19 protein-coding genes are annotated in these 24733 nt (G+C 66.7%); 9 read left to right on the forward strand and 10 right to left on the reverse strand.

What is annotated here, in order from left to right:
• Positions 1-14 precede the first annotated feature (14 nt).
• The gene (locus tag ACM0PY_RS06485; protein ID WP_180884488.1) at positions 15-1580 is read left to right on the forward strand and encodes a protein adenylyltransferase SelO; all 1566 of its coding nucleotides are present in this window, start codon (positions 15-17) and stop codon (positions 1578-1580) included.
• A 368-nt stretch (positions 1581-1948) separates the two neighbouring features.
• Complete coding sequence (locus ACM0PY_RS06490) at positions 1949-2485, forward strand: adenine phosphoribosyltransferase (RefSeq protein WP_180884486.1); 537 nt, start codon at positions 1949-1951, stop codon at positions 2483-2485.
• A gap of 92 nt (positions 2486-2577) precedes the next feature.
• Here ACM0PY_RS06490 and dbpA read toward each other — a convergent pair whose 3' ends face one another.
• Positions 2578-3954, reverse strand: coding sequence for an ATP-dependent RNA helicase DbpA (gene dbpA / locus ACM0PY_RS06495; protein ID WP_180884484.1), 1377 nt, complete (start codon positions 3952-3954; stop codon positions 2578-2580).
• Between the two features lie 153 nt (positions 3955-4107).
• Entirely contained in the window at positions 4108-5187 is a 1080-nt protein-coding gene (locus tag ACM0PY_RS06500) for a YeiH family protein (RefSeq protein WP_180884482.1), read from the reverse strand.
• 102 nt (positions 5188-5289) lie between these two features.
• Here ACM0PY_RS06500 and ACM0PY_RS06505 point away from each other — a divergent pair, with 102 nt between their 5' ends.
• Together ACM0PY_RS06505 and ACM0PY_RS06510 are read left to right on the forward strand one after the other, a co-directional pair.
• Positions 5290-6165 carry a LysR substrate-binding domain-containing protein gene (locus ACM0PY_RS06505; RefSeq protein WP_134970545.1) on the forward strand — a complete coding sequence of 292 codons (876 nt, stop codon included), beginning with the start codon at positions 5290-5292 and terminating at the stop codon, positions 6163-6165.
• A gap of 165 nt (positions 6166-6330) precedes the next feature.
• Positions 6331-8205, forward strand: a complete 1875-nt coding sequence (locus ACM0PY_RS06510; RefSeq protein WP_134970543.1) for an ATP-binding cassette domain-containing protein — start codon at positions 6331-6333, stop codon at positions 8203-8205.
• A 153-nt stretch (positions 8206-8358) separates the two neighbouring features.
• Here the strand turns inward: ACM0PY_RS06510 and ACM0PY_RS06515 are convergent, their stop codons facing one another.
• Entirely contained in the window at positions 8359-8820 is a 462-nt protein-coding gene (locus ACM0PY_RS06515) for a c-type cytochrome (protein WP_005416218.1), read from the reverse strand.
• A 9-nt stretch (positions 8821-8829) separates the two neighbouring features.
• Positions 8830-9213, reverse strand: coding sequence for a c-type cytochrome (locus ACM0PY_RS06520; RefSeq protein WP_061477913.1), 384 nt, complete (start codon positions 9211-9213; stop codon positions 8830-8832).
• Positions 9214-9418: 205 nt separating this feature from the next.
• Here ACM0PY_RS06520 and ACM0PY_RS06525 point away from each other — a divergent pair, with 205 nt between their 5' ends.
• From ACM0PY_RS06525 to ACM0PY_RS06535, 3 genes are read left to right on the forward strand one after another with little or no spacing between them, the layout of a single operon-like run.
• Positions 9419-10564, forward strand: coding sequence for an efflux RND transporter periplasmic adaptor subunit (locus ACM0PY_RS06525; protein WP_049411461.1), 1146 nt, complete (start codon positions 9419-9421; stop codon positions 10562-10564).
• On the forward strand, positions 10561-14082 hold the full coding sequence (locus ACM0PY_RS06530; protein WP_180884480.1) for an efflux RND transporter permease subunit: 3522 nt from the start codon (positions 10561-10563) through the stop codon (positions 14080-14082). Before ACM0PY_RS06525 ends, ACM0PY_RS06530 begins: the two co-directional genes overlap by 4 nt.
• Positions 14079-17165, forward strand: a complete 3087-nt coding sequence (locus tag ACM0PY_RS06535; RefSeq protein WP_180884478.1) for an efflux RND transporter permease subunit — start codon at positions 14079-14081, stop codon at positions 17163-17165. The genes ACM0PY_RS06530 and ACM0PY_RS06535 overlap by 4 nt, the downstream gene beginning before the upstream one ends.
• 253 nt (positions 17166-17418) lie before the next feature.
• Here ACM0PY_RS06535 and ACM0PY_RS06540 read toward each other — a convergent pair whose 3' ends face one another.
• The 6 genes from ACM0PY_RS06540 to ykgO form a co-directional block, all read right to left on the reverse strand.
• Complete coding sequence (locus ACM0PY_RS06540; protein WP_414609442.1) at positions 17419-18639, reverse strand: TraB/GumN family protein; 1221 nt, start codon at positions 18637-18639, stop codon at positions 17419-17421.
• 4 nt (positions 18640-18643) lie between these two features.
• Positions 18644-19174 carry a GNAT family N-acetyltransferase gene (locus ACM0PY_RS06545; RefSeq protein WP_005416225.1) on the reverse strand — a complete coding sequence of 177 codons (531 nt, stop codon included), beginning with the start codon at positions 19172-19174 and terminating at the stop codon, positions 18644-18646.
• Between the two features lie 14 nt (positions 19175-19188).
• Positions 19189-20076 carry a carbon-nitrogen hydrolase gene (locus ACM0PY_RS06550; protein ID WP_005416226.1) on the reverse strand — a complete coding sequence of 296 codons (888 nt, stop codon included), beginning with the start codon at positions 20074-20076 and terminating at the stop codon, positions 19189-19191.
• A gap of 162 nt (positions 20077-20238) precedes the next feature.
• On the reverse strand, positions 20239-21276 hold the full coding sequence (locus tag ACM0PY_RS06555; RefSeq protein ID WP_134970537.1) for an agmatine deiminase family protein: 1038 nt from the start codon (positions 21274-21276) through the stop codon (positions 20239-20241).
• 39 nt (positions 21277-21315) lie between these two features.
• Positions 21316-21615 (reverse strand): hypothetical protein, encoded by a 300-nt coding sequence (locus tag ACM0PY_RS06560; RefSeq protein WP_227837998.1) that lies wholly within the window; start codon positions 21613-21615, stop codon positions 21316-21318.
• 175 nt (positions 21616-21790) lie between these two features.
• Positions 21791-21916: a type B 50S ribosomal protein L36 gene (gene ykgO / locus ACM0PY_RS06565; RefSeq protein ID WP_005409283.1), complete on the reverse strand. Its 126-nt coding sequence runs from the start codon at positions 21914-21916 to the stop codon at positions 21791-21793.
• Between the two features lie 197 nt (positions 21917-22113).
• Here ykgO and cmk point away from each other — a divergent pair, with 197 nt between their 5' ends.
• Together cmk and rpsA are read left to right on the forward strand one after the other, a co-directional pair.
• Positions 22114-22791 carry a (d)CMP kinase gene (gene cmk / locus ACM0PY_RS06570; protein WP_180884474.1) on the forward strand — a complete coding sequence of 226 codons (678 nt, stop codon included), beginning with the start codon at positions 22114-22116 and terminating at the stop codon, positions 22789-22791.
• Between the two features lie 198 nt (positions 22792-22989).
• Entirely contained in the window at positions 22990-24675 is a 1686-nt protein-coding gene (rpsA, locus tag ACM0PY_RS06575; protein ID WP_005416230.1) for a 30S ribosomal protein S1, read from the forward strand.
• Positions 24676-24733 lie beyond the last annotated feature (58 nt).

A 24733-nucleotide genomic window follows, 5' to 3' on the forward strand; every position in this document is an offset into this window, starting at 1 on the left:
CCATCTTCAGCACCATGGATACCCACAGCCTCCGTTTCGACAACCGCCTGCTGCACACCCTGCCGGGCGACCCCGAATCCGGCCCGCGCAGGCGCGAAGTGCTGGGCGCGGCCTGGTCGCCGGTGATGCCGACCCCGGTGGTGGCGCCCACGTTGCTGGCGTGGTCGCCTGAGGTTGCCACGATGCTCGGCTTCGATGCTGCCGAGATCGAGAGCGAAGGCTTCGCCGATGTATTCGGCGGCAACGCGCTGTACGCCGGCATGCAGCCATGGGCCGCCAATTACGGTGGCCATCAGTTCGGCCATTGGGCCGGCCAGCTCGGCGACGGACGTGCGATCTCGCTGGGCGAGCTGGTGGCACCCGATGGCCGCCACTGGGAGCTGCAGCTGAAGGGGGCCGGGCCGACCCCGTACTCGCGCGGTGCCGATGGACGGGCAGTGCTGCGCTCGTCGATCCGCGAGTTCCTGTGCAGCGAAGCGATGCACCACTTGGGGGTGCCGACCACGCGCGCGTTGTCGCTGGTCGGTACCGGCGAGGAGGTGGTGCGCGACATGTTCTATGACGGCCACCCGCGTGCCGAGCCTGGCGCCATCGTGTGCCGGGTCTCGCCGTCGTTCCTGCGTTTCGGTTCCTTTGAGCTGCCGGCCTCGCGTGGCGAGACGGCCTTGCTGCAACAGCTGGTGGACACCTGCATCGCCCGTGATTTCCCCGGGCTGGAGGGGCAGGGCGAGGCACTGTATGGCGACTGGTTCGCGCAGATCGCGGTGCGCACCGCCGAGATGATCGCGCACTGGATGCGTGTCGGCTTCGTGCACGGCGTGATGAACACCGATAACCTGTCCGTGCTCGGTCTCACACTTGATTACGGCCCCTATGGCTGGGTCGAGGATTTCGATCCGGAGTGGACGCCGAACACCACCGACGCCCAGGGGCGCCGCTACCGCTTCGGCACCCAGCCGCAGGTGGCGTACTGGAACCTGAGCCGATTGGCGCAGGCGCTGTCGCCGCTGTTCGCCGATGTCGCACCGCTGCAGGCGGGCCTGGCGGCCTACCAGTCCACCTTCGTGGCCTGCACGCGTCGCGATGCTGCATCGAAGCTGGGGCTGGCTGCTGCCGACGATGACGACCTGCAGCTCTACCAGCGCTGGCAGCAGCTGATGCAGGAGGGGGCCATGGACATGACCCTGGCCTGGCGTGCACTGATGCGCATCGACCCGTCGGCAGCGGACGCTACGGTTCTGGACGCGGTGTACTACGACGAGGCGCGCAAGCATTCGGTGCAGGCGCCGTTGCAGCAATGGCTGCAGGACTACGCAGCGCGCCTGCGTAGCGATCCGCTGTCGGCCCGCGAACGCTTGGCGAAGATGGCAGCGGCCAACCCGCTGTACGTGCTGCGCAACTGGCTGGCCCAGGAGGCGATCGACCGCGCAGAGCAGGGTGACCTCGGCAGTGTGCATGCGCTGCAGGACGTGCTGCGCGACCCATACACCGAACGCCCGGGGCTTGAACACTTCGCCCGCAAGCGCCCGGCGTGGGCCGACAACCGCCCCGGCTGCTCGATGCTGTCCTGCAGTTCCTGAGGCTGGGTTTCGGCAGGGCTGCGCCCTGCACCTGCAGAGGCAAGGGCCGAATCCAAAGCCAAAGCCAAAGCGGCTCTGGATTGTTGATGGTCTGGCGGGGCGGTGTGGGGCTGCAGGACACGCCGTAAACCCCCAAACCGGCCCAGCCGCCAGCGGCTGGGCCGGGCCCCGGAGGGGGACTTGCAGCGGCCCCCGCAACCGGACCCACCCCGCCTTCGACAGAATGCACGCTGTTGCTGTTGCCGTTGAGGTTGCCGGCCAGCGGCCGGCACTACCGCAGGTGCAGGGCGCAGCCCTGCCGACACCCCCAACAGGCAGCCGGCGCCCGGAACAGGTACCCTATGCCGCCATCAGATAGCCAATGTGACATGACCGACGCCATTGTCGTTCCGCAGTGGGCCTCCCGCCTGCGCGACATCGCCGACTTCCCCAAGCCCGGTATCCTGTTCAAGGACATCATGCCGCTGCTCGCCCACGGCGAGGACTTCCGTGGCGCGATCACCGCGATGGCCGACCGTTGGCGCGACCAGAAGCTGGACGCGGTGGTCGGCATCGAATCGCGTGGTTTCATCCTCGGCGCCGCGATGGCACTGGAGCTGGGCGTGGGCTTCGTGCCGGTGCGCAAGCCGGGCAAGCTGCCGGGCCAGGTGCTGCGCGAGGAATACACGCTGGAGTACCGCAGCGACTGCATCGAAGTGCACGCCGACGCGTTGCCGTCCGGTGCCCGCGTCGCGATCATCGATGACGTGCTGGCCACCGGCGGCACGCTGGTCGCTGCGTTGTCGCTGGTTCGCCGCCTGGGTGTTGAAGTGGTCGGTGCAGGCGTGCTGGTCGAGCTCGACGGCCTGGGCGGCCGGGCCCGCTGGGAGGCGGGCTTGCCACTGCACACCGAACTGATGTTCTGATCGAAGGGTGAATGCCAACCAAGGTTGGCATCTGCCAGAGCGACGAACCGGGAGCCGGTCGTTGCCAACCGTGGTTGGCAACGCGGCTTCAATCACATCATCCGCACGCGGAAGCGACGGCCCTTGATCTTGCCGGCTTCCAGCCTGGCGATGGCCTTGTTGGCCTGTTCACGCGCGATCGCCACATAGGAGCGGGTCGGGAAGATCGCGATCTTGCCGATGAACTTGCTCGACAGGCCGGCATCGCCGGTCAGTGCGCCGAGGATGTCGCCCGGGCGCAGCTTGTCGGTCTTGCCGCCGTCGATCCGCAGGGTGCGCATCGCCGCCTGCGGCAACTCGGCCGGGCGCGAGGTCGCCAGTGGCGTCTTCTGCCAATCCAGCGGTTGCCCCATCTGCGCTTCGATGGCTTCGGCGCGGGTCTTTTCGCGGCCAGCCACCAGGCTGATCGCCAGGCCGCTGGCACCGGCACGGCCGGTACGGCCGACGCGGTGCTGGTAGCTCTCCACGTCGGTCGGCAGTTCGTAGTTGATCACCGCCGCCAGCTCTTCCACATCGAGGCCACGTGCGGCGACGTCGCTGGCCACCAGCACGTTGCAGCTGCGGTTGGCCAGCCGCAACAGCACTTCCTCACGGTCGCGCTGCTCCATGTCGCCGTGCAGGGCGAGTGCGGAGAAGCCGAACTGCTGCAGCGAGTTGGCTACTTCGTCCACATCCTTGCGGGTGTTGCAGAACACCACCGCCGATTCCGGCGCGTACTTCAGCAGCAGGCCGGCCAGCGCCTTCTGGCGATGCGCCGTTTCCACCTCGCAGAACAGGTGGCGGATGGCCGGTGCCTGGTCGGCACCTTCCACGGTCACCTCCACCGCGTCGCGCAGCAGGTCACGCGCCATGGCGCGGATGCTGTCGGGGAAGGTGGCGGAGAACAGCAGGCTCTGGCGATCCCTGTGGGTGCGGCCGGCGATCTCGCGGATGGGCTCCTCAAAGCCCATGTCGAGCATGCGGTCGGCCTCGTCCAGCACCAGCGTGCGCACCGCGCCAAGATTCAGCGCGCGCTTGCGTGCCAGCTCCTGCACGCGGCCGGGCGTACCGACCACCACGTGCGGATCGTGGCCTTCCAGCGAGGCCAGCTGCGGGCCCAGCGGCACGCCACCCACCAGCAGCAACAGCTTCAGGTTGGGAATGCCGGTGGCCAGCTTGCGGATCTGCTTGCCGACCTGGTCGGCGAGTTCGCGGGTCGGGCACAGGACCAGCGCCTGCACGCGGATCAGGCTGGGGTCGATGGCCTGCAGCAGGCCCAGGCCGAAGGCGGCGGTCTTGCCGCTGCCGGTCGGCGCCTGTGCGATCACATCGCGGCCATCCAGGATGGCCGGCAGGCTCTGCGCCTGCACGGGGGTGAGGGTGGTGTAGCCGAGGGCGTCCAGGCCGGGCTGCAGGGCCGGGCTCAGCGGCAGGGTCGAGAAATCAGTCATGGCGCATTGTACCCGCCCGCGTGGCCGGTCCCGTCTAATAGGGTGGGGTCGGATCCCTTTCCGCAGGAAAGGGCTCTGACCCCAATTGGAGCCGCCATCCACGCATGGCGTGGATCTACGGGTGGGGGCCGACCCTGGTCGGTACGCTCCTGCTCAGCCCAGCACCGCCAACACACCCTGGTGGATCGCCAGGCCACCGAACAGCAGCCAGGCGAACAGGATCAGCGCCAGCAGCAGTGGCTTCAGGCCGGCCTGGCGCAGCGCCGAGACATGGGTGGTCAGGCCCAGCGCGGCCATCGCCATCGCCAGCAGCACAGTATCCAGCTGCACCAGCCCGGCCTGCAGGCCAGCCGGTAGCAGGTGCAGCGAGTTGAAACCGGCCACCGCCACGAAACCGAACGCGAACCACGGCACTACGATGCGCGCCTTGCTGCCGTCGGCGCTGGCCTTCCCGCCACGCGCCAGCCACAACGACAACATGACCAGGAACGGCGCCAGCAGCATCACCCGCACCATCTTGGTGATCACCGCGGTATCGGCGGCGGCCTCGCTGACCGTGCGGCCTGCGGCCACCACCTGCGCCACTTCGTGCACCGTCGCACCAGTGAACAGGCCGTACTGCCGTGCGTCCATCGCCAGCCAGCCGTGCGACTGCACCAGCGCATACAGGGCGGGGTACAGGAACATCGCCAGCGTGCCGAACACCACCACCGTCGACACCGCCACCGTGACCTGTGCCGCGCGGCCGCGCACCACCGGTTCGGCGGCCATCACCGCTGCCGCACCGCAGATCGCGCTGCCGGCGCCGATCAGCATTGCCGCCTCGCGTTCCATCTTGAACACACGTACGCCCAGCCAGCAGGCCAGGCCGAAGGTGCTGGCGACCACCAGCACGTCCATCAGCACGCCGCTGACGCCGACATGACCGATGTCCTGGAAGGTCAGGCGCAGGCCGTACAGCACAATGCCGGCACGCAGCAGCCAGTGCTTGGAGAAACCGACGCCGGCCGCGCTGCTCGGTGCCAGCCGCGGGTAGAGCGTGTTGCCGACCACGATGCCGCCCACGATGGCGACGGTCAGTGCACTCAGGCCATGCGCCTGCAACCAGGGAAGCTCGGCCAGGTACAGCGATGCCGCCGCGATCAGGCCCACCAGCAGAAGGCCGGGCAGGCGCGGCTGCCAGCGCTGGCGCAGGGCGGGCAGGGACCAGGGGGACAGGGCGGGGGCGTTCATGGCAGGGGTAGGGCTGTAGTGACGAGGCAAGCGTGCGCCTTCGTCCCTGACCTGTAAAACGAATAATATGGGTGAAATCTACCTATCAAGAAGGTAAGCGCCATGCGCCTGACCTTGCGCCAGCTGCAGGTCTTCGTTGCCATTGCCGACTATGGCAGCACCACTGCTGCCGGCCAGGCCATCGCCCTTTCGCAGTCGGCCAGCAGTGCCGCGTTGCAGGAACTGGAGGCGCACTTCGGCACCCCACTGTTCGACCGCATCGGCCGCCGCCTGGCCCTGAATGGTCATGGCCGCGCGCTGCTGGAGCCGGCGCGCACCCTACTGGTCAACGCCGCCGATCTGGAGCGGCAGCTGGCCGCCGGCGGCGACCCGTCGCAGGGCGCGCCGCTGCGATTGGTGCTGGCCGCCAGTACCACCATCGGCAACTACCTGCTGCCGCAGCGCATCGCTGAACTGCTGCGGCAGGCGCCGCAGGCCGAAGTCGACCTGCGCATCGACAACAGTGCTGGCGTAGTCGCCGCCGTGCAGCGCCTGGACGTCGACGCCGGCCTGATCGAAGGCCCGTGCCATGAGCGCGGTTTGCAGGTCACGGCCTGGCAGCAGGATCCGCTGGTGATCGTCGGCGCCGCCGACGTTCTCCCGCGCTGGTCGCTGGACGAACTGCGCCGCGCCCGCTGGCTGCTGCGCGAACCGGGCTCCGGCACCCGTGAAGCAGTGGAACAGGCCCTGCTGCCGCACCTGCGTGGCTTCGCCCAGACGCTGCAGCTGGGCAACACCGAAGCGATCAAGCAGGCCGCCATCGCCGGCCTCGGCCTGGCCTGCCTCTCGCGTCACGCGCTGGAAGAGCCGCTGGCGCTGGGTCGTCTGCGCGTGCTCGAAACCCCGTTGCCTCCGCTGCAGCGCACGCTGTGGCTGGTACGCCACCCCGGCAAGCAATGGCTGCCAGGGTTGCAGGCGTTGCTGGGGGAGGTGGGGTAGCCGGGATCCATCCGCACAGCGCGAATTCCACGGCGGGATCCGCGCCCCGCCGTCCCACAGGAAACCAGCTTTTGACGTTGCCGTTGAGGTTGCCGGCCAGCGGCCGGCACTACCGCGGGTGCCGGGTGCAACCCGGCCGACGCCCCCAACCCGTACAATATCCGGATGCCTCTGATTACTCTGCAGAACGTCGACTTCAGCGTCGGCGGCCCGTTGTTGCTGGAAAAGGCCGAACTGTCGATCGAGCCGGGCGAGCGCATCGCCCTGATCGGCCGGAACGGCGCCGGCAAATCCACCTTGCTCAAGCTGCTGTCCGGCGACCACAAGCCCGATGACGGCGAAGTCCGCGTGCAGCAGGGCGTGCGCGTCACCCGCCTGGAGCAGGAAGTGCCACATGGCGCCGCCGGCTCGGTGTTCGACGTCGTCGCCGATGGTCTCGGTGAACTGGGCCAGTGGCTGGCCGAATTCCATCACCTCAGCCACGCCGAAGTATTTGATGGCGAAGCACTGGGCAACGTGCAGGCCAAGATCGACGCCGCCAACGGCTGGGGTCTCGATCAGCGCGTCAGCGAAACCCTGACCAAGCTCGACCTGGACGGCGAGGCCGAGTTCGGCCGCCTGTCCGGCGGCATGAAGCGCCGCGTGCTGCTCGCCCGCGCGCTGGTGTCCAGCCCCGACGTGCTGCTGCTGGACGAACCGACCAACCACCTCGATATCGAAGCCATCGACTGGCTTGAAGCGTTCCTGAAGGGTTGGAGCGGCAGCGTGGTGTTCGTTACCCATGACCGCCGCTTCCTGCGTGCACTGGCCACCCGCATCGTCGAGATCGACCGTGGCCAGGTCACCAGCTGGCCGGGCGACTGGGCCAACTACGAGCGTCGCCGGGAGGAACGCCTCAACGCGCAGGCGCAGGAGAACGCGCGCTTCGACAAGCTGCTGGCGCAGGAAGAAGTCTGGATCCGCCAAGGCATCAAGGCGCGCCGCACCCGCGATGAGGGCCGCGTGCGCCGCCTGAAGGCGATGCGCGTGGAGCGTTCGCAGCGCCGTGATCTCAGCGGCAACGTCAAGATGGAAGCCGCGCAGGGCATCAGCTCTGGCAAGAAGGTCATCGACGTCAAGGATGTTTCGTTCGCCTTCGGTGAGCGCACCATGGTCCGCGACTTCACCACCACCATCATGCGCGGCGACCGCATCGGCCTGATTGGCCCCAACGGCAGCGGCAAGACGACGCTGCTGAAGCTGCTGCTGGGCGAGCTGCAACCGGCCAAGGGCGAAGTCAACGCCGGCACCAACCTGCAGATCGCCTATTTCGACCAGTACCGTGCGGTGCTGCGCGAAGACTGGAGCGCGATCGAGAACGTGGCCGAAGGCCGCGATTTCCTCGAGTTCAACGGCAAGCGCAAGCACGTGCATGCCTACCTGCAGGACTTCATGTTCACCCCGGAACGCGCGCGTGCGCCGATCACCCGCCTGTCCGGTGGCGAGCGCAACCGCCTGCTGCTGGCCAAGCTGTTCGCGCAGCCGTCCAATCTGCTGGTGATGGACGAACCGACCAACGACCTGGACGTGGAAACTTTGGAGCTGCTGGAAGAGCTGCTGGGCGAGTACACCGGCACCCTGCTGCTGGTCAGCCATGACCGTGACTTCATCGACAACGTGGTGACCTCCACACTGGTGATGGAAGGCGACGGCGTGATCGGCGAGTACGTCGGTGGCTACAGCGACTGGCAGCGTTATGCGGCCAGCATCGCAGCGCCTGCCTCGGTCCCCGCAGCCAAGCCGCCGGCCGCTGCCCCGGCCGCGGCCACCCCGGCTGCGCCCAAGCGCAAGCTGGCCTACAAGGAAGCGCGCGAGCTGGAGCAGCTGCCGAAGACCATCGAGAAGCTGGAAAGCGATGTCGAAGGGCTGACCTCGGCGATGAACGATCCGTCGTTCTACACCCGCAGCAGTGCTGAAGTGACCGCGCACACCCAGCAGCTGGCCAAGGTGCAGGCCGAGCTGGATGCCGCGTACGCGCGCTGGGAAGAGCTGGAAGGCTGAGCGTTGACCGGCGCCAGCGGTTGCGCCGGTTGATGTAGAGCCGAGCCCACGCTCGGCTCAGCAGATCCACGCCATGCGTGGATATCCGGAATCTGTGCGGACCAACGGTCCGCGCCTACCAACCGACGGTCCGCACCGACCGGGGGCCTGCCGTCATTTGACCCCGTGCAGATCCCGCAACTGGCTCGGCCGGCTACCGAAATACGCGGCCAGATCGGCGATGTCCTGATCGCTCAGGTCCTTCGCCTGCGGCGTCATCAGCGCATGCTGGCGGTCGCCGGCGCGGTAGGCCTGCAGCGCATGCGCCAGATAGTCGCCGTACTGCCCACCCAGCTTCGGATAGGTCGGATCGATCGGTGCATTGCCATCGGCCCCATGGCAGTCGATGCAACTCTGGTTGGTGGCCTTGCCCTTCACCTTGGCGCGGGCTTCACCGGCGGCCTCGCGGCCTGCCGGCAGGCCGGCGGAGGACGAAGAACCGTGTTCGCCGCTGGCATGGCCCGGGTCGGCGGCGGATTTCTCGCTGTTTTCCACCTGCGACTGCGAACAGGCCGCCAGCAGCAGGGCAACGGACAGGGCGATGGCGTGACGCATCGGATGCGCGGCTTTCGACATGGGCGGGCCTTACTTGACGGTGGACAGGTAAACAGAGAGATCGGCGATCTCCTGTTCGCTGAAACTCATCGACTGCGCCTGCATCGTCGGATGCCGGCGCTTGCCCTGGCGGTACTCGGTCAGGGCCTGGGCCAGGTACTGCTGGGTCTGGCCGCCGATCTTCGGCACCCGGTAGCTGGGGTAGGCGTTCTTGTAGCCGGTGATGCCGTGGCACCCCTGGCAGGTATAGGCCAGGACACGGCCATTGTCGAAGTTGCCGGTGGGCGTGGCAGGCGCCGGCGCGGCGGCAGGCGCCGGGGCCGGTGTGGCAGGAGCGGGAGCGGGCTGTGCGGCGGCCCCAAGGGGCAGGAGGACGGCCAGAGCGAGACAAGCGGCGAGCGGCTGCGGGCGCATGGTGTCGTTTCCGGGGATTCGGGTCTGGTCGTTCCGGCGTGGGGTACGGAACGACCCGAGTATAGCCTCAGGTTTCATCTAGCTGAAATGGGGGCGGGCCGACCAGCGGCGTGAAGACACCATGACCTTTGGGATATGGTGTTGCCGTGAAGTGGTGCATTACTTTGCTACCACACCTGTCCACGCATCCTCCAGGGACCTGACGATGTCGCACCCAACCTTCCTGTCCGGCCGTCGCAGCGGAATCTGCGCTGCCGCACTGCTGATCTCCACCTCCCTGCTGCTGGGCGGTTGCGCCGCAGGGCCCAATTCCGAAGCCAAGGCTGCCGAGACCAAGGAGGAGAAGAAGGTCGACGCCGTCCCGGTCGAAGTGGCGGTGGCCAGCCATCGTGCCGTCGCGGCCAGCTACACCGGTACCGCTGCACTGGAGCCACGTGCAGAGTCGCAGGTGGTCGCCAAGACCTCCGGCGTAGCCCTGGCGGTGCTGGTCGAAGAAGGGCAGCGGGTCACCGCCGGCCAGCCGCTGGTGCGGCTGGACCCGGACCGCGCGCGCCTGGCCGTTGCCCAGAGCGAGGCGCAGATGCGCAAGCTGGAAAACAACTACCAGCGCGCACAGAAGCTGGTCGGCCAGCAGATGGTCAGCGCCGCCGATGTCGACCAGCTGCGCTACGACCTGGAGAACGTCCGTGCGCAGTACCGCCTGGCCACGCTGGAGTTGTCCTACACCACGGTCGTGGCACCGATCTCGGGTGTGATCGCCTCACGTTCGATCAAGACCGGCAACTTCGTGCAGATCAACACGCCGATCTTCCGCATCGTCGACAACTCGCGGCTGGAAGCCACCCTCAACGTGCCCGAGCGCGAACTGGCCACGCTGCGCGCTGGCCAGCCGGTGACGCTGGCGGCCGACGCACTGCCGGGCCAGAGCTTCACCGGCACCGTTGACCGCATCGCGCCGGTGGTGGACTCGGGCAGCGGCACGTTTCGCGTGGTCAGTGCCTTCGATGGCGCCGCCCACGCGCTGCAGCCCGGCATGTTCGGCCGCATCCGCATCGATTACGACCAGCGTGCCGATGCGCTGGTGGTGCCGCGCCTGGCGTTGCTCGATGACGGTGAACCTGCGGTGTTCCGCGTGCGCGAAGGCAAGGTCGCACGCGTTCCGGTCAAGCTGGGTTACGCCGAGGGCCCGTGGGTGGAGATCCGTGATGGCCTGGCGGCCGGTGATCAGGTGGTTACCGCCGGCAAGGTCGCCCTGCGCGACGGCACCACGGTGCAGGTGATTGCCGATCCGAAGGCGAAGGCGGTCGCGGCGGCCGCCAAGCCCGCAGACAAGGCCGGGAGCAAGCAATGACCGCCCCGGGCCACGACCACGGTGCCTCGCCGGCGAGCGACGGCGCCGCCGCCGGCATGCGCGGCGGCCTGGTGGAATTCGCCACGCGCCGCCGCGTGACCATCGCCATGTGCACGGTCACCCTGCTGTTGTTCGGCCTGATCGCGCTCGGCAACCTCAAGGTCAACCTGCTGCCCGACCTGAGCTACCCGACGCTGACCGTGCGAACCGAATACACCGGTGCGGCGCCGACCGAAATCGAAACTCTGATCACCCAGCCGGTGGAAGAAGCGGTGGGCGTGGTCAAGAACCTGCGCAAGCTGAAGTCGATCTCGCGCACCGGCCAGAGCGATGTGGTGCTGGAGTTCGCCTGGGGCACCAACATGGACCAGGCCAGCCTGGAGGTGCGTGACAAGATGGAAGCGCTGAACCTGCCGCTGGAGGCCAAGGCTCCGGTGCTGCTGCGCTTCAATCCGTCCACCGAGCCGATCATGCGCCTGGTGCTGTCGAACAAGACGGCGCCGACCAGCGATGCCGATGCGGTCCGCGAGCTGACCGGCCTGCGCCGCTATGCCGATGAAGACCTGAAGAAGAAGCTGGAGCCGGTCACCGGCGTGGCGGCAGTGAAGGTGGGCGGCGGCCTGGAGGACGAGATCCAGGTCGACATCGACCAGCAGAAGCTGGCGCAGCTGAACCTGCCGATCGACACCGTCATCAAGCGCCTGAAGGACGAGAACATCAACATCTCCGGCGGCCGCCTGGAAGAGGGCTCCCAGCGCTTCCTGGTGCGTACCGTCAACCAGTTTGCCGACCTCGAGGAAATCCGCAACCTGCTGGTCACCACCCAGGGTTCGAACGGCAGCGCAGCGGATTCGGCGCTGCAGCAGATGTTCAACATCGCCGCGTCGACCGGTTCGGCTGCAGCCATCGCGGCGGCGTCGGCGGCACAGAGCGCATCGTCCGGCGGTGGCTCCAGCGTGGTCGCCAATGGCGTGCCGGTACGCCTGAAGGACGTGGCCACCGTGCGCCAGGGCTACAAGGAGCGTGAAGCGATCATCCGTCTGGGCGGCAAGGAGTCGGTCGAGCTGGCCATCTACAAGGAAGGCGACGCCAACACCGTGTCCACCGCCGAAGCGCTGCGCAAGCGCCTGGAGCAGATCAAGGGCACGTTCCCGTCCGATGTCGAGCTGACCACCATCGAGGACCAGTCGCGCTTCATCGAGCACGCCATCGCCGACGTCAAGAAGGACGCGGTGATCGGTGGCCTGCTGGCGATCCTGATCATCTTCCTGTTCCTGCGCGATGGCTGGAGCACGTTCGTGATCAGCCTGTCGTTGCCGGTATCGATCATCACCACGTTCTTCTTCATGGGCCAGCTCGGCCTGAGTCTGAACGTGATGTCGCTGGGCGGCCTGGCCTTGGCCACCGGCCTGGTGGTGGATGACTCGATCGTGGTGCTGGAGAGCATCGCCAAGGCCCGCGAGCGTGGCCTGGGCATCCTGCAGGCGGCCATTGCCGGCACCCGCGAAGTGAGCATGGCGGTGGTTGCCTCGACCCTGACCACCATCGCCGTGTTCCTGCCGCTGGTGTTCGTCGACGGGATTGCCGGACAGCTGTTCCGCGACCAGGCGCTGACCGTGGCGATCGCCATCGCGATCTCGCTGCTGGTGTCGATGACCCTGATCCCGATGCTGAGCTCGCTGAAGGGGCGGCCACCGCTGGCGTTCCCGGAAGAGGCGCCGAACGCAGCATGGCAGCCGCAGAAGCGCTGGCAGAAGCCGGTCGCGCTGGGCCGCCGTGGCGTGGTTGCCAGCGTGCGCTGGAGCTTCTATGCGCTGGCCTGGCTTGTCGTGCGCGTGTGGCGTGGCGTGGTGGCAGTGGTCGGCCCGGTGATGCGCAAGGCCAGTGATCTGGCGATGAAGCCCTATGCAGGCGCCGAGCGAGGCTACCTGCGCCTGCTGCCGAGTGCGCTGGCGCATCCCGGCAAGGTGCTGGGCGTGGCAGCCATCATCTTCGTGGCGACCATGGCGCTGGTACCGATGCTTGGCGCGGACCTGATTCCGCAGCTGGCGCAGGACCGGTTCGAAATGACGGTGAAGCTGCCGGCCGGCACGCCGCTGAAGCAGACCGATGCGCTGGTGCGCGAGCTGCAGCTGGCGCACGGCAAGGGGGAGGGCGTGGCCTCGCTTTATGGCGTCAGTGGCAGCGGCACCCGGCTGGATGCCAGTCCGACCGAAAGCGGTGAGAACATCGGCAAGCTGACTGTGGTGATGGAAGGTGGTGGCAACGCGCGCACCGAAGCAGCAATCACCGAGCGCCTGCGCGGCACCATGAGCCAGCACCCGGGCGCCCAGGTCGACTTCGCGCGGCCGGCGTTGTTCAGCTTCTCCACGCCGTTGGAAATCGAACTGCGCGGGCAGGACATGGCCACCCTGGAAGTGGCCGGGCAACGCCTGGCGGCGATGCTGCGCGGCAATGCGCACTACGCCGACGTGAAGTCGACGGTGGAAGAGGGCTTCCCGGAAATCCAGATCCGCTTCGACCAGGAGCGCGCGGGTGCGCTGGGCCTGACCACCCGCCAGATCGCCGACGTGGTGGTGAAGAAGGTGCGCGGCGACGTCGCCACCCGCTACAGCTTCCGTGATCGCAAGATCGACGTGCTGGTGCGTGCCCAGGAAGGTGACCGCGCCAGCGTCGAGAGCATCCGCCGGCTGATCGTCAATCCGGGCAGCAGCCGCCCGGTCACCCTGGACGCGGTGGCCGACGTGGTCGCCACCACCGGCCCCAGCGAGATCCATCGTGCCGACCAGACCCGGGTGGCGGTGGTATCGGCCAACCTGCGCGACATCGACCTCGGCGCAGCCATGCGCGAAGTGCAGCAGATGGTGGCCGAGCAGCCGCTGGGCGCGGGCGTTGGCCTGCACATCGGTGGCCAGGGCGAGGAACTGGCGCAGGCGGCGAAGTCGCTGATCTTCGCCTTTGGACTGGCGATCTTCCTGGTCTACCTGGTGATGGCCTCGCAGTTCGAGTCGCTGCTGCACCCGTTCGTGATCCTGTTCACCATCCCGCTGGCGCTGGTCGGCGCGATCCTGGCGCTGATGCTGACCGGCAAGCCCATCTCGGTGGTGGTGTTCATCGGCCTGATCCTGCTGGTCGGCCTGGTCACCAAGAACGCGATCATCCTGATCGACAAGGTCAACCAGCTGCGCGAAGCCGGTGTGGCCAAGCATGAGGCGCTGGTGGAAGGTGCGCGTTCGCGCCTGCGCCCGATCATCATGACCACGCTGTGCACGCTGTTCGGCTTCCTGCCGCTGGCGGTGGCAATGGGCGAGGGCGCCGAAGTGCGTGCACCGATGGCGATCACCGTGATCGGTGGCCTGCTGGTGTCGACGCTGCTGACGCTGCTGGTGATCCCGGTGGTGTACGACCTGATGGATCGTCGCGGCGACGCCTACTACCGTGAGCGCGGCCGCAAGCATGCCGGTGAAGGCCTGCATGGCGACGAGGGCGGCACGGCAGGTGTGGAGGAGCCGGCATGAGCGTTGCCGAGTTCTCCATCCGCCGCCCGGTCACCACCATCATGTGCTTCGTGTCGCTGGTGGTGATCGGCCTGATCGCTTCGTTCCGGCTGCCCTTGGAGGCGCTGCCGGACATCTCCGCGCCGTTCCTGTTCGTGCAGATTCCGTACACCGGTTCGACGCCCGAGGAAGTGGAGCGGACCATCATCCGCCCGGTCGAGGAGTCGCTGGCGACGATGACCGGCATCAAGCGCATGCGCTCATCGGCCACCTCCGAGGCGGCGCTGATCTACATCGAGTTCAGCGACTGGGACCGCGACATCGCCATTGCCGCGTCCGACGCGCGCGAGCGTATCGATGCGATCCGCAGCGACCTGCCCGACGACCTGCAGCGCTACAACGTGTTCAAGTGGTCCAGCAGTGACCAGCCGGTACTGAAGGTGCGGCTGGCCAGCACCACCGACCTGACCACTGCCTATGACATGCTCGACCGTGAGTTCAAGCGGCGCATCGAGCGCATCCCGGGTGTGGCCCGCGTCGATATCACCGGTGCACCGCCGAACGAGGTGGAGATCGCCATCGATCCGAACCGGCTCAACGCGCATGGGTTGAGCATCAACGAGCTGAGCGAGCGCCTGCGCACGCTGAACTTCTCGATCTCGGCCGGTCAGATCGACGACAACGGCCAGCGCGTGCGCGTGCAGCCGGTGGGCGAGATCACCGACCTGCAGGAAATGCGCGACCTGGTGATCAACGCCAAGGGTCTGCGCCTGGGCGATATCGCCGACGTGCGCCTGAAGCCGGCGCGGATGAACTACGGGCGCCGTCTGGACGGCAACCCGGCGGTGGGCCTGGATATCTTCAAGGAGCGCAGTGCCAACCTGGTGGACGTCTCGCGTGCGGCGCTGGCCGAAGTCGAGGCGATCCGCGCGCAGCCGTCGATGCGCGACGTGCAGATCAAGGTGATCGACAACCAGGGCAAGGCAGTGACCTCGTCACTGCTGGAGCTGGCCGAAGCCGGTGCGGTCGGCCTGATCCTGTCGGTGACGGTGCTGTTCTTCTTCCTGCGCCATTGGCCGTCGACGCTGATGGTGACCCTGGCCATTCCGATCTGCTTCACCATCACCCTGGGCTTCATGTACTTCGTCGGGGTGACGCTGAACATCCTGACCATGATGGGCCTGCTGCTGGCCGTGGGCATGCTGGTCGACAACGCCGTGGTGGTGGTGGAGAGCATCTACCAGGAGCGCGAGCGCATGCCGGGGCAGCCACGGCTGGCCTCGATCATCGGCACCCGCAACGTGGCCATCGCGCTCAGCGCCGGTACGCTGTGCCACTGCATCGTGTTCGTGCCGAACCTGTTCGGCGAGACCAACAACATCAGCATCTTCATGGCGCAGATCGCGATCACCATCTCGGTCTCGCTGCTGGCCTCGTGGCTGGTCGCGGTCAGCCTGATTCCGATGCTGTCCGCACGCATGGCCACACCCAAGCTGGTGCACTCGCAGACCGGCCTGATCGCGCGCCTGCAGCGGCGCTATGCACAGCTGCTGGACTGGTCGCTGCATCACCGCGGTTGGAGCCTGCTCGGCATCCTGCTGGTGGTGCTGGTCAGCCTGGTGCCGATGAAGCTGACCAAGGTCGACATGTTCGGTGGCGAGGGCGGCAAGGACATCTTCATCGGCTACATGTGGAAGGGCGCCTACACCTACCGGCAGATGTCCGAGGAAGTGGCGCGCGTGGAGAGCTGGATCGACCAGAACCGCGAGCGCCTGCACGTCAAGCAGGTGTACTCCTGGTACAGCGAGCAGGAAGGCAGCTCCACGGTGGTCACCCTGGACGAGAAGTACGCCAAGGACATCAAGGCGCTGCAGGAAGAATTGCGCAAGGGCCTGCCGAAGTCCGCCCGCACCGACTATTTCGTCGGCAACCAGGGCGGCGATGGCGGGGGTGGCGGCAACCAGGGCGTGCAGGTGCAGCTGGTCGGCGATTCCAGCTCGATGCTGCAGGACATCGGCCAGGAAGTGGTGCCGTTGCTGGCGCAGCGTGCCGAACTGCGGGACGTGCGCATCGACAATGGCGAGAAGGGCGGCGAGCTGAAGGTGCGCGTCGACCGTGAGCGTGCCGCAGCGTTCGGCTTCAACGCCGAACAGGTGGCCAGCTTCGTCGGCCTGGCGCTGCGCGGCGCACCGATGCGCGAGTTCCGCCGCGGTGACAATGAAGTGCCGGTGTGGGTACGCTTTGCCGGCGCCGAGCAGAGCAGCCCGGAAGACCTGGCCGGTTTCAGCGTGCGTACCGGCGATGGCCGCAGCGTGCCGCTGCTGAGTCTGGTCACCGTGGACGTTGGTTCATCGGCCACCCAGATCGGCCGTACCAACCGTCAGACGACATTGACCATCAAGGCCAACCTGGCCGGGAAGGTCACCGCACCGGACGGGCGCAAGGCGATAGAGGCCGTGCTCAAGCCGATGAACTTTCCGGCCGGCTACGGCTTCACCTTCGATGGCGGCGACTACGGCAACGATGATGAAGCCATGCAGCAGATGGTGTTCAACCTGCTGATCGCGCTGGTGATGATCTACGTGGTGATGGCGGCGGTATTCGAGTCGCTGCTGTTCCCGGCGGCGATCATGAGCGGCGTGCTGTTCTCGATCTTCGGCGTGTTCTGGCTTTTCTGGATCACTGGCACCTCGTTCGGGATCATGTCCTTCATTGGCATCCTGGTGCTGATGGGCGTGGTGGTGAACAACGGCATCGTGATGATCGAGCACATCAACAACCTGCGGCGCAGCGGCATGGGCCGTACCCAGGCGCTGGTGGAAGGCTCACGCGAACGCCTGCGCCCGATCATGATGACCATGGGCACGGCGATCCTGGCGATGGTGCCGATCTCGCTGACCGACACGCAGATGTTCGGCAATGGCCCGGAGTACTCGCCGATGGCGCGCGCGATTGCCGGCGGCCTGGCGTTCTCGACCGTGGTCAGCCTGCTGTTCCTGCCGACGATCTACGCGGTGCTCGATGACCTGCGTAATGCCGTGACGCGCCTGATCCGCCGTGCGCGTGGAGTGGAAATGGTAGAGCCGGGCGCTGCCCGGCTGTAACGCACGTCAACGTGTTGTGGTGTGGGGGAGGCCGGTCGTAGTGGGGCGGTCTCCCCCTCTTTTTTGCTCGCCGCGTCTGCTTGCCTCTGTAGAGCCGAAGGCAGCGGCAGGAGCCGCTGCCAACGTCGCATGCGACGCCCCGGAGGGTGTCGGCCAGGACGGCCGGCATAGCCATGCTCGGCTGCTGTTCGCCGCGTTGCGGCATCGCCCGGGCATGGGCTCGGGCGCTACAGATTCTGTGGCCGGTTGAGGCTTACCCCGCCACCTTGCCCCACACCTTGAACGTGGTCAGCCACAGGCCGAGCATGCTGCCGATGTTGGTCAGCATGAAGGTCAGCACCACGCGGGTAACGCGATTGCGGTACCAGCCCTTCAGGCTCTGCGCATCGTCGCGCAGCTTCAGGAAGTCCTCGTAGGCTGGCTTGCGCACACGCGCTTCCACCAGTGCCGAGAAGGCGCCGGTCGGGATGCTCAGGCGGAACGGCTTGAACGGGGCTACCGCGATCGCGGTGAGGATGCTCAGCGGGTGACCACCGGCCAGCAGGCAGCCCAGGCCGGCCAGGCCGCCGGTATACATCGCCCAGGTTGCCAGCAACTCGGTGCCTACGCCCAGGCCGCCGCGGTAGAAGCCTACGCCGATGCCGGTCGCCACGATCGCCAGGATGCCCAGCGTGAACCACGGGATGTTGCGCTTCTTCGGCACCGCCTCCAGCTCGGCGCGCAGCGGCGCCGGTGCTTCGGTGTCGGTTTCCAGGTGGCGTGCCAGACCCGCCAGGTGGCCGGCTCCGACCACTGCCAGCACTTCGCGCTGGTGCGGGTCGTGTTCTTCGCGCAGGCGGGTGGCCATGTAGCGGTCGCGCTCGCCGATGATGGTTTCGTACAGCGCCGGGCTCTCGCTGGCGAACTCACCGAAGCTCGATTCCAGCATGTCGCCCTGCTTGAGCTTCTCGATCTCGCTCTCGCCCACTTCCTCGGACGAGAACAGGCCGGCGCCGAGGCCGGCAACCAGCTTCAGCTTGCCGAAGAAGCCCAGCCGTTGCGACGCGCGGCGGAAGGTCAGGCCGACCTCGCGGTCGATCAGGTGCACCGGCAGGTTGCGTTCGCGGGCGAGTTCCACCGCACGTTTCAGCTCGGCACCGGGCTCGATGTCGAGTTGCTCGGCCAGGCGGCGCTGATAGGCGGACAGAGCCAGGTTGGCGGCGAACAGGGCGACGCGGCCCTTGCGGATCACCTCGACCAGGTCGAGCTTGGCGAGCGTGTCGGGGTCGCTCAGCGCCTGCAGGCGCTGCGGGTCCAGCTCGACGGCAACGGCATCGAAGCGGCTGCTGTCGATGGCTTTTTCAACGGCCTCGACGCTGGCGCGGGAGACGTGGGCGGTGCCCAGCAGGGTGTAGCGCACGCCGTCGCGTTCGACGACGCGCACCGGCTGGCCGGCGAACAGGTCGTCGCCGGTCTCGGGAAGGGTTTCGGTCATGGGCTCATTCATTGGAGGGTGCGGTGTCGGCGCCATCGCCGAGCGCGCGCTGCATCTGCACGGTATCCAGCCAGCGGCCGTGCTTGCGGCCGAGGCCACGGAACACGCCCACCAGCTCGAATCCGAAGCGTTCGTGCAGCTTGATCGAGGCGGTGTTGGTCGGTTCGCCGATCACCGCCACCATCTGCCGGTAGCCACGTGCCACGCAGGCGTCGATCAAGGCCTGCAGCAGGCCGGTGCCGACACCCTTGCCCTGGAACGCGGCATCGACGTAGACCGAGTTCTCCACGGTCCACTGGTAGGCAATGCGGGTGCGATAGGTGTTGGCATAGGCATAGCCAGCCACCTGGCCGTCGATCTCGGCGACCAGGTAGGGGAAGCCACGATCGATGATGTCGCGCATGCGGCGCAGCATCTCGGTCGCGTCCGGGATGTCGTACTCGTAGGTGTTGACGAAATCGGTCACTTCCACCGCATAGATGGCGGTGATCGCGTCGATGTCGGCCGGGCCGGCATCACGGATGAGGACGGCCATGCGCGGGCTCCGGCTCAGTCGATGTAGCGCTTGAGCAGGTCGCCGTATGCATCGATGCGGCGATCACGCAGGAACGGCCAGATCCGGCGCACATGCTCGCTGCGCTGCAGGTCGACGTCGCACAGCAGCACGGTGGCCTCGGTGCCGGCCTCGGCCAGGAACTCGCCCTGCGGGCCGAGCACGTGGCTGTTGCCCCAGAACTGGATGCCCGACGCGCCCAGCGGTGACGCCTCGTGGCCGACGCGGTTGCAGCTCAGCACCGGCAGGCCGTTGGCCACGGCGTGGCCACGGTGGCTCAGCACCCAGGCGTCGCGCTGGCGGGTCTTCTCGTCCTGCACGTCGTCCGGGTCCCAGCCGATCGCGGTCGGGTACAGCAGCAGTTCGGCGCCGGCCAGCGCCATCAGGCGCGCCGCTTCCGGGTACCACTGGTCCCAGCACACCAGCACGCCCAGGCGGCCCACCGAAGTATCGATCGGCTTGAAGCCGATGTCGCCCGGGGTGAAGTAGAACTTCTCGTAGAAGCCCGGGTCGTCCGGGATGTGCATCTTGCGGTACTTGCCGAGCAGGCTGCCGTCCTTTTCAAACACCACGGCGGTGTTGTGGTACAGGCCGGCAGCGCGGCGCTCGAACAGCGAGCCGACCAGCACCACGCCATGCTTCTTCGCCAGTGCGCCCAGGCGCTCGGTGCTTGGGCCCGGAATGGATTCGGCCAGGTCGAATTCGTCCACCGATTCGTGCTGGCAGAAATACGGGCCGTTGTGCAGTTCCTGCAGCAGCACCAGCTTGGCACCCTGCGCAGCCGCCTCGGCCACGCGTGCTTCGATCACCGCCAGGTTGGCGGCGGCATCACCGTGGTTGCGCTCCTGGATCAGGGCGACGGTAAGGGGGCTGCGCGAGTTCATGCGGGGCGTTCCTGCGGGGGAAAACCTGCATGTTAGCGCGGATGGGCGGCGACGGCGTGTTGCGCGCTGAATGGGTGATGGTCGTACCGGCCGCTGGCCGGCATCCCCATCAATCCGTCAGGCATTGCCTGGTTGCCGGCCAGCGGCCGGCACTCCCTTTTCTCAGACCTTCAACAACCCGGCCGGCAGCTGCATGGTGATGCAGTGCAGGCTGCCGTTCTGCCAGATCAGCGAGCGGCAAGGCACCTGCACGATCTCGCGACCCGGATGCGCCTGGGCCAGCACATCACGGGCCAGGTCGTCGGCCGGGTCGCCGTAGGCCGGCATCAGCACCGCGCCGTTGACGATCAGGTAGTTGGCGTACGACGCAGCAAGACGGCGGCCTTCGTCGATCACCGGCCGCGCCCACGGCAGCGGGAACAGGCGATACGGCTGGCCGTCCTTGGTGCGCAGCGCGGCCAGCTCATTGCCCATCGCCTGCAGCTCGGCGTAGTGCGAATCGCTCTCGTCGTCGCAGGCCTGGTAGACGATGCTGTCAGCGGAGGCGAAGCGGGCGAGGGTGTCGATGTGGGCGTCGGTGTCGTCGCCTTCCAGGTAGCCGTGGTCCAGCCACAGCACGCGGTCCTGCTGCAGCCAGTCGGCCAGGTGGGCGCTCAGGCTGGCGCGGTCGCGGTCCGGGTGGCGTTCGTGCAGGCACTTCCAGGTGGTCAGCAGGGTGCCTTCGCCGTCGGTCTCGATGCCACCGCCTTCCAGCGCGAACGGAATGCTGCGCACCGGGGCGTCGTTGAACACGCCAGCCTGGTCGAGCACGCCCACCAGCTGGTCATCCAGGGTGGCGTCGAACTTGCCGCCCCAGCCAGTGAAGCGGAAGTCCAGCAGCTGGAAACCGCCGTCGGCGCGGCGCAGGGTGATCGGGCCGGAGTCGCGCAGCCAGGTATCGTCGTAGGCGGCCGTGGTGAAGTGGACCTTGTCCATGTCGATGCGGTTGGAGCGCAGCCGCATTTCGGCATAGGTCTCCACATCGTCGTCGGCCACGCAGATCAGCACCGGCTGGAAGCGGGTGATGGCCGCGACCAGGGCGATGTAGGTCTCTTCCACCTGGCCCAGGCGGTCGGCCCAGTCGGTGTCGGCGGTGGGCCAGGCAATCAGGACGCCGCTCTGGGCTTCCCACTCGGCAGGAAAACGAAGGGTCTGGTTCATGGTCTCGCTACACAGGCCCGCCCACGGCGGGTAAAGGGATCAACGGATCGGTGGTTTCGGGCCGATTTCGTTCGGGTCCGCCTGGTTGGCCACCACGTCGATCACCTTCTGCTTCTCGAAGTAGACGGTGAACTGCGGGTACACCCAGCGGTTGATGGTCGGCCACTGCCGCTTCTGCCCGCCACGCGGCTGCAGTTGTTCGCTGGGCGCGCCGAACTGCGCCTGCACCTGCTGCATGCTCTGGCCGCGCACGGGCAGGGCACCGGCCGGCTTCTCGCGGGCTCGGTCGACAAGCAGGGTATCGGCCAGTGCCGGTGTGGCGGCGGCCAGGGTGGCCATTACGGCCAGGGCGGACAGGTAACGCTTCATCTCGATCTACTCCCCAGTGGTCAAGAAAGGCGATTACAGCAAAAACGGCAGGAAAAAGCCGCATAAACAAAAAACCGCCCGAAGGCGGTTTCTTGCATCGGGTCGGCCCCGCGTAGGGCCAGCCGCAGCCGGAAGGCTGTGAGGCTTAGCGCTGACGCGCCTTGAAACGCGGGTTCGACTTGCAGATGACGAAGATCTTGCCACGACGACGCACGACCTTGCAGTCACGGTGACGGGCCTTCGCCGACTTCAGGGAGGACAGGACTTTCATGGCATACCTCGGCGTAAACAGTAGTTGTTCGGGTGGAGCGTGGCCGCGATATGCGAAAGACAATCGGCAGTTGACGCTCGTTCAAGCCCGCCATTCTACCGGGCTTTTCCTCGTGGTTTCAAGTGGTTGCACAAAAGATCCCGCTGGGGGCGTCTGGCAGGGGCTAGAATGGCCTCTTCACACGCTCTGGGACCCCCATGAATCCACTCGCTCCCGTCCTGACCATCGACGGCCCATCCGGGGCTGGCAAGGGTACCATCAGCCGCATCATCGCGCGCAGGATGGGCTGGCATTACCTGGATTCGGGCGCGCTGTACCGGGCGGTGGGCGTGGCCGCAAGCTGGGCCGACCTCGACACCTCCGACGCCTCCGCGCTGGTCCGCTGCACCTTTGACACCCACGTTCAGTTTGTCGAGCAGGGCGAGGCCATGCGGGTCATGGTCAACGGCACCGACGCCACCGACGAGCTGCGCCTGGAGACCACCGGGGCGCTGGCCTCGGCCATTGCTGCCATCCCGGAGGTCCGGGCCGCCCTGAAGGAGCGCCAGCGCGCATTCAGGGAACTGCCAGGCCTGGTCGCCGACGGCCGCGACATGGGCACGGTGATCTTTCCGGACGCCCCCTACAAGGTCTTCCTGACCGCCAGTGCCGAGGAGCGCGCCGAGCGCCGGCATAAGCAGTTGAAAGACAAGGGGGTTTCTGTTAACTTTGATGACCTCCTGCGCGAGATCATGGCCCGCGACGCCCGTGATGCTCAGCGTACCGTGGCGCCCCTGAAGCCGGCAGACGATGCTGTCCTCATCGACACCACAGGCATCGGCATCGATGATGTCGTTGCCCGAGTGATGGATCTGCTTCCGGTTCCGGCTGCCTGATCCGTTCGCGCGGGAGCACTGCCAGCCGCATCGGCAGTGGTCGCGCATAGCAGTGCTGTACCAGCCCCGTCGCGCAATGATGCGTGGCGGTTTTCCTACTACACACGACCTGCGTTTCCGGGGTCGACCAACAGGCGGGCGGTCGCCATTTCCCTGAAGGGGACGCCACCGACCCATGTGTCCAACAGAGTAAATCTAATGACCGAATCATTTGCCGAACTGTTTGAAGCCAGCCAGGCCAATCTGGCCAAGCTGAAGCCGGGCGCCATCGTCAGCGGTACCGTTGTTGAAGTCCGCGGCGACGTCGTGGTGATCAACGCTGGCCTGAAGTCCGAAGGCATCGTGCCGATCGAACAGTTCCGTAACGACGCTGGCGAAATCGACGTCGCCGAAGGCGACATCGTCAAGGTCGCCCTCGACTCGATCGAGAACGGCTTCGGCGAAACCGTCCTGTCGCGCGAGAAGGCCAAGCGCGCGATGGTGTGGGACGAGCTGGAAGAAGCGTTGGAAAAGAACGAAACCATCACCGGCCGCATCAGCGGCAAGGTCAAGGGTGGTTTCACCGTGGACATCAAGGATGTCCGCGCCTTCCTGCCGGGTTCCCTGGTCGATGTGCGCCCGGTGCGCGATCCGGCCTACCTGGAAGGCAAGGAACTCGAGTTCAAGCTCATCAAGCTGGACCGCAAGCGTAACAACGTCGTGGTCTCGCGCCGCGCTGTCGTCGAAAGCGAGCACTCGGAAGAGCGCGAGCAGCTGATGGACAAGCTGCAGGAAGGCGCGATCCTGAAGGGTGTCGTCAAGAACCTGACCGATTACGGCGCGTTCGTGGATCTGGGCGGTATCGACGGCCTGCTGCACATCACCGACATGGCGTGGAAGCGCGTGCGTCACCCGTCGGAAGTCGTGAACGTCGGCGACGAGCTGGACGTCCGCGTGCTGAAGTTCGACCGCGAGCGCAACCGCGTTTCGCTGGGCCTGAAGCAGCTGGGCGAGGATCCGTGGGACAACATCGGCCGTCGTTACCCGGCCAACAGCCGCGTCTTCGGCAAGGTCTCCAACGTCACCGATTACGGTGCGTTCGTTGAGATCGAGCCGGGCGTCGAAGGCCTGGTGCACGTCTCCGAGATGGATTGGACCAACAAGAACGTCAACCCGTCCAAGGTTGTCCAGGTGGGTGATGAAGTCGAAGTGATGGTGCTGGACGTCGATGAAGAGCGTCGCCGCATCTCGCTGGGCATGAAGCAGGTTGCCGCCAATCCGTGGGAAACCTTCGCTGCCACCCACAAGAAGGGTGACAAGGTGTCGGGCCAGATCAAGTCGATCACCGACTTCGGCATCTTCATCGGCCTGGACGGCGGCATCGACGGCCTGGTCCACCTGTCCGACATCAGCTGGAACACCACCGGCGAAGACGTCGTTCGCAACTTCAAGAAGGGCGATACCCTGGACGCCGTCGTCCTGGCCGTCGATCCGGAGCGCGAGCGCATCTCCCTGGGCGTGAAGCAGCTGGAGCAGGATCCGTTCGGCCAGTACATGGCTGCCAATCCGAAGGGCTCCAAGGTCGAAGGCGTTGTGAAGGAAGTCGACGCCAAGGGCGCGATCATCGAGCTGGCTGACGGCATCGAAGGTTACGTCTCGGCCCGCGACATCGCCAACGAGCGCGTTGACGACGCCACCCAGCACCTGAAGGTCGGCGACAAGGTCGAAGCCAAGTTCGTGGGCATGGACCGCAAGGGTCGTACCCTGCAGCTGTCGATCAAGGCCAAGGACGACGCTGAAATGCGCGAAGTGCTGGAGGAATACCAGTCCTCTTCGGCTTCCAGCGGCACCACCCAGCTGGGCGCGCTGCTGCGTGCACAGCTGAACGGCAACAAGTCCGAGTAATCGGCCTTAGGCTGTTCGTTGTTTCCTGGACGGCCCGGGCATTGCCCGGGCCGTTTCA

Origin of the sequence: Stenotrophomonas sp. BR163 (assembly GCF_047520985.2) — a bacterium.
GTDB classification, from domain to species: domain Bacteria; phylum Pseudomonadota; class Gammaproteobacteria; order Xanthomonadales; family Xanthomonadaceae; genus Stenotrophomonas; species Stenotrophomonas sepilia.

Coding starts and splice junctions, on each gene's coding strand:
- ACM0PY_RS06485 (WP_180884488.1), top strand. CDS start 15: ATGGATACCCACAGCCTCCGTTTCGACAACCGCCTGCTGCACACCCTG.
- ACM0PY_RS06490 (WP_180884486.1), top strand. CDS start 1,949: ATGACCGACGCCATTGTCGTTCCGCAGTGGGCCTCCCGCCTGCGCGAC.
- dbpA (WP_180884484.1), bottom strand. CDS start 3,954: ATGACTGATTTCTCGACCCTGCCGCTGAGCCCGGCCCTGCAGCCCGGC.
- ACM0PY_RS06500 (WP_180884482.1), bottom strand. CDS start 5,187: ATGAACGCCCCCGCCCTGTCCCCCTGGTCCCTGCCCGCCCTGCGCCAG.
- ACM0PY_RS06505 (WP_134970545.1), top strand. CDS start 5,290: ATGCGCCTGACCTTGCGCCAGCTGCAGGTCTTCGTTGCCATTGCCGAC.
- ACM0PY_RS06510 (WP_134970543.1), top strand. CDS start 6,331: ATGCCTCTGATTACTCTGCAGAACGTCGACTTCAGCGTCGGCGGCCCG.
- ACM0PY_RS06515 (WP_005416218.1), bottom strand. CDS start 8,820: ATGTCGAAAGCCGCGCATCCGATGCGTCACGCCATCGCCCTGTCCGTT.
- ACM0PY_RS06520 (WP_061477913.1), bottom strand. CDS start 9,213: ATGCGCCCGCAGCCGCTCGCCGCTTGTCTCGCTCTGGCCGTCCTCCTG.
- ACM0PY_RS06525 (WP_049411461.1), top strand. CDS start 9,419: ATGTCGCACCCAACCTTCCTGTCCGGCCGTCGCAGCGGAATCTGCGCT.
- ACM0PY_RS06530 (WP_180884480.1), top strand. CDS start 10,561: ATGACCGCCCCGGGCCACGACCACGGTGCCTCGCCGGCGAGCGACGGC.
- ACM0PY_RS06535 (WP_180884478.1), top strand. CDS start 14,079: ATGAGCGTTGCCGAGTTCTCCATCCGCCGCCCGGTCACCACCATCATG.
- ACM0PY_RS06540 (WP_414609442.1), bottom strand. CDS start 18,639: ATGACCGAAACCCTTCCCGAGACCGGCGACGACCTGTTCGCCGGCCAG.
- ACM0PY_RS06545 (WP_005416225.1), bottom strand. CDS start 19,174: ATGGCCGTCCTCATCCGTGATGCCGGCCCGGCCGACATCGACGCGATC.
- ACM0PY_RS06550 (WP_005416226.1), bottom strand. CDS start 20,076: ATGAACTCGCGCAGCCCCCTTACCGTCGCCCTGATCCAGGAGCGCAAC.
- ACM0PY_RS06555 (WP_134970537.1), bottom strand. CDS start 21,276: ATGAACCAGACCCTTCGTTTTCCTGCCGAGTGGGAAGCCCAGAGCGGC.
- ACM0PY_RS06560 (WP_227837998.1), bottom strand. CDS start 21,615: ATGGCCACCCTGGCCGCCGCCACACCGGCACTGGCCGATACCCTGCTT.
- ykgO (WP_005409283.1), bottom strand. CDS start 21,916: ATGAAAGTCCTGTCCTCCCTGAAGTCGGCGAAGGCCCGTCACCGTGAC.
- cmk (WP_180884474.1), top strand. CDS start 22,114: ATGAATCCACTCGCTCCCGTCCTGACCATCGACGGCCCATCCGGGGCT.
- rpsA (WP_005416230.1), top strand. CDS start 22,990: ATGACCGAATCATTTGCCGAACTGTTTGAAGCCAGCCAGGCCAATCTG.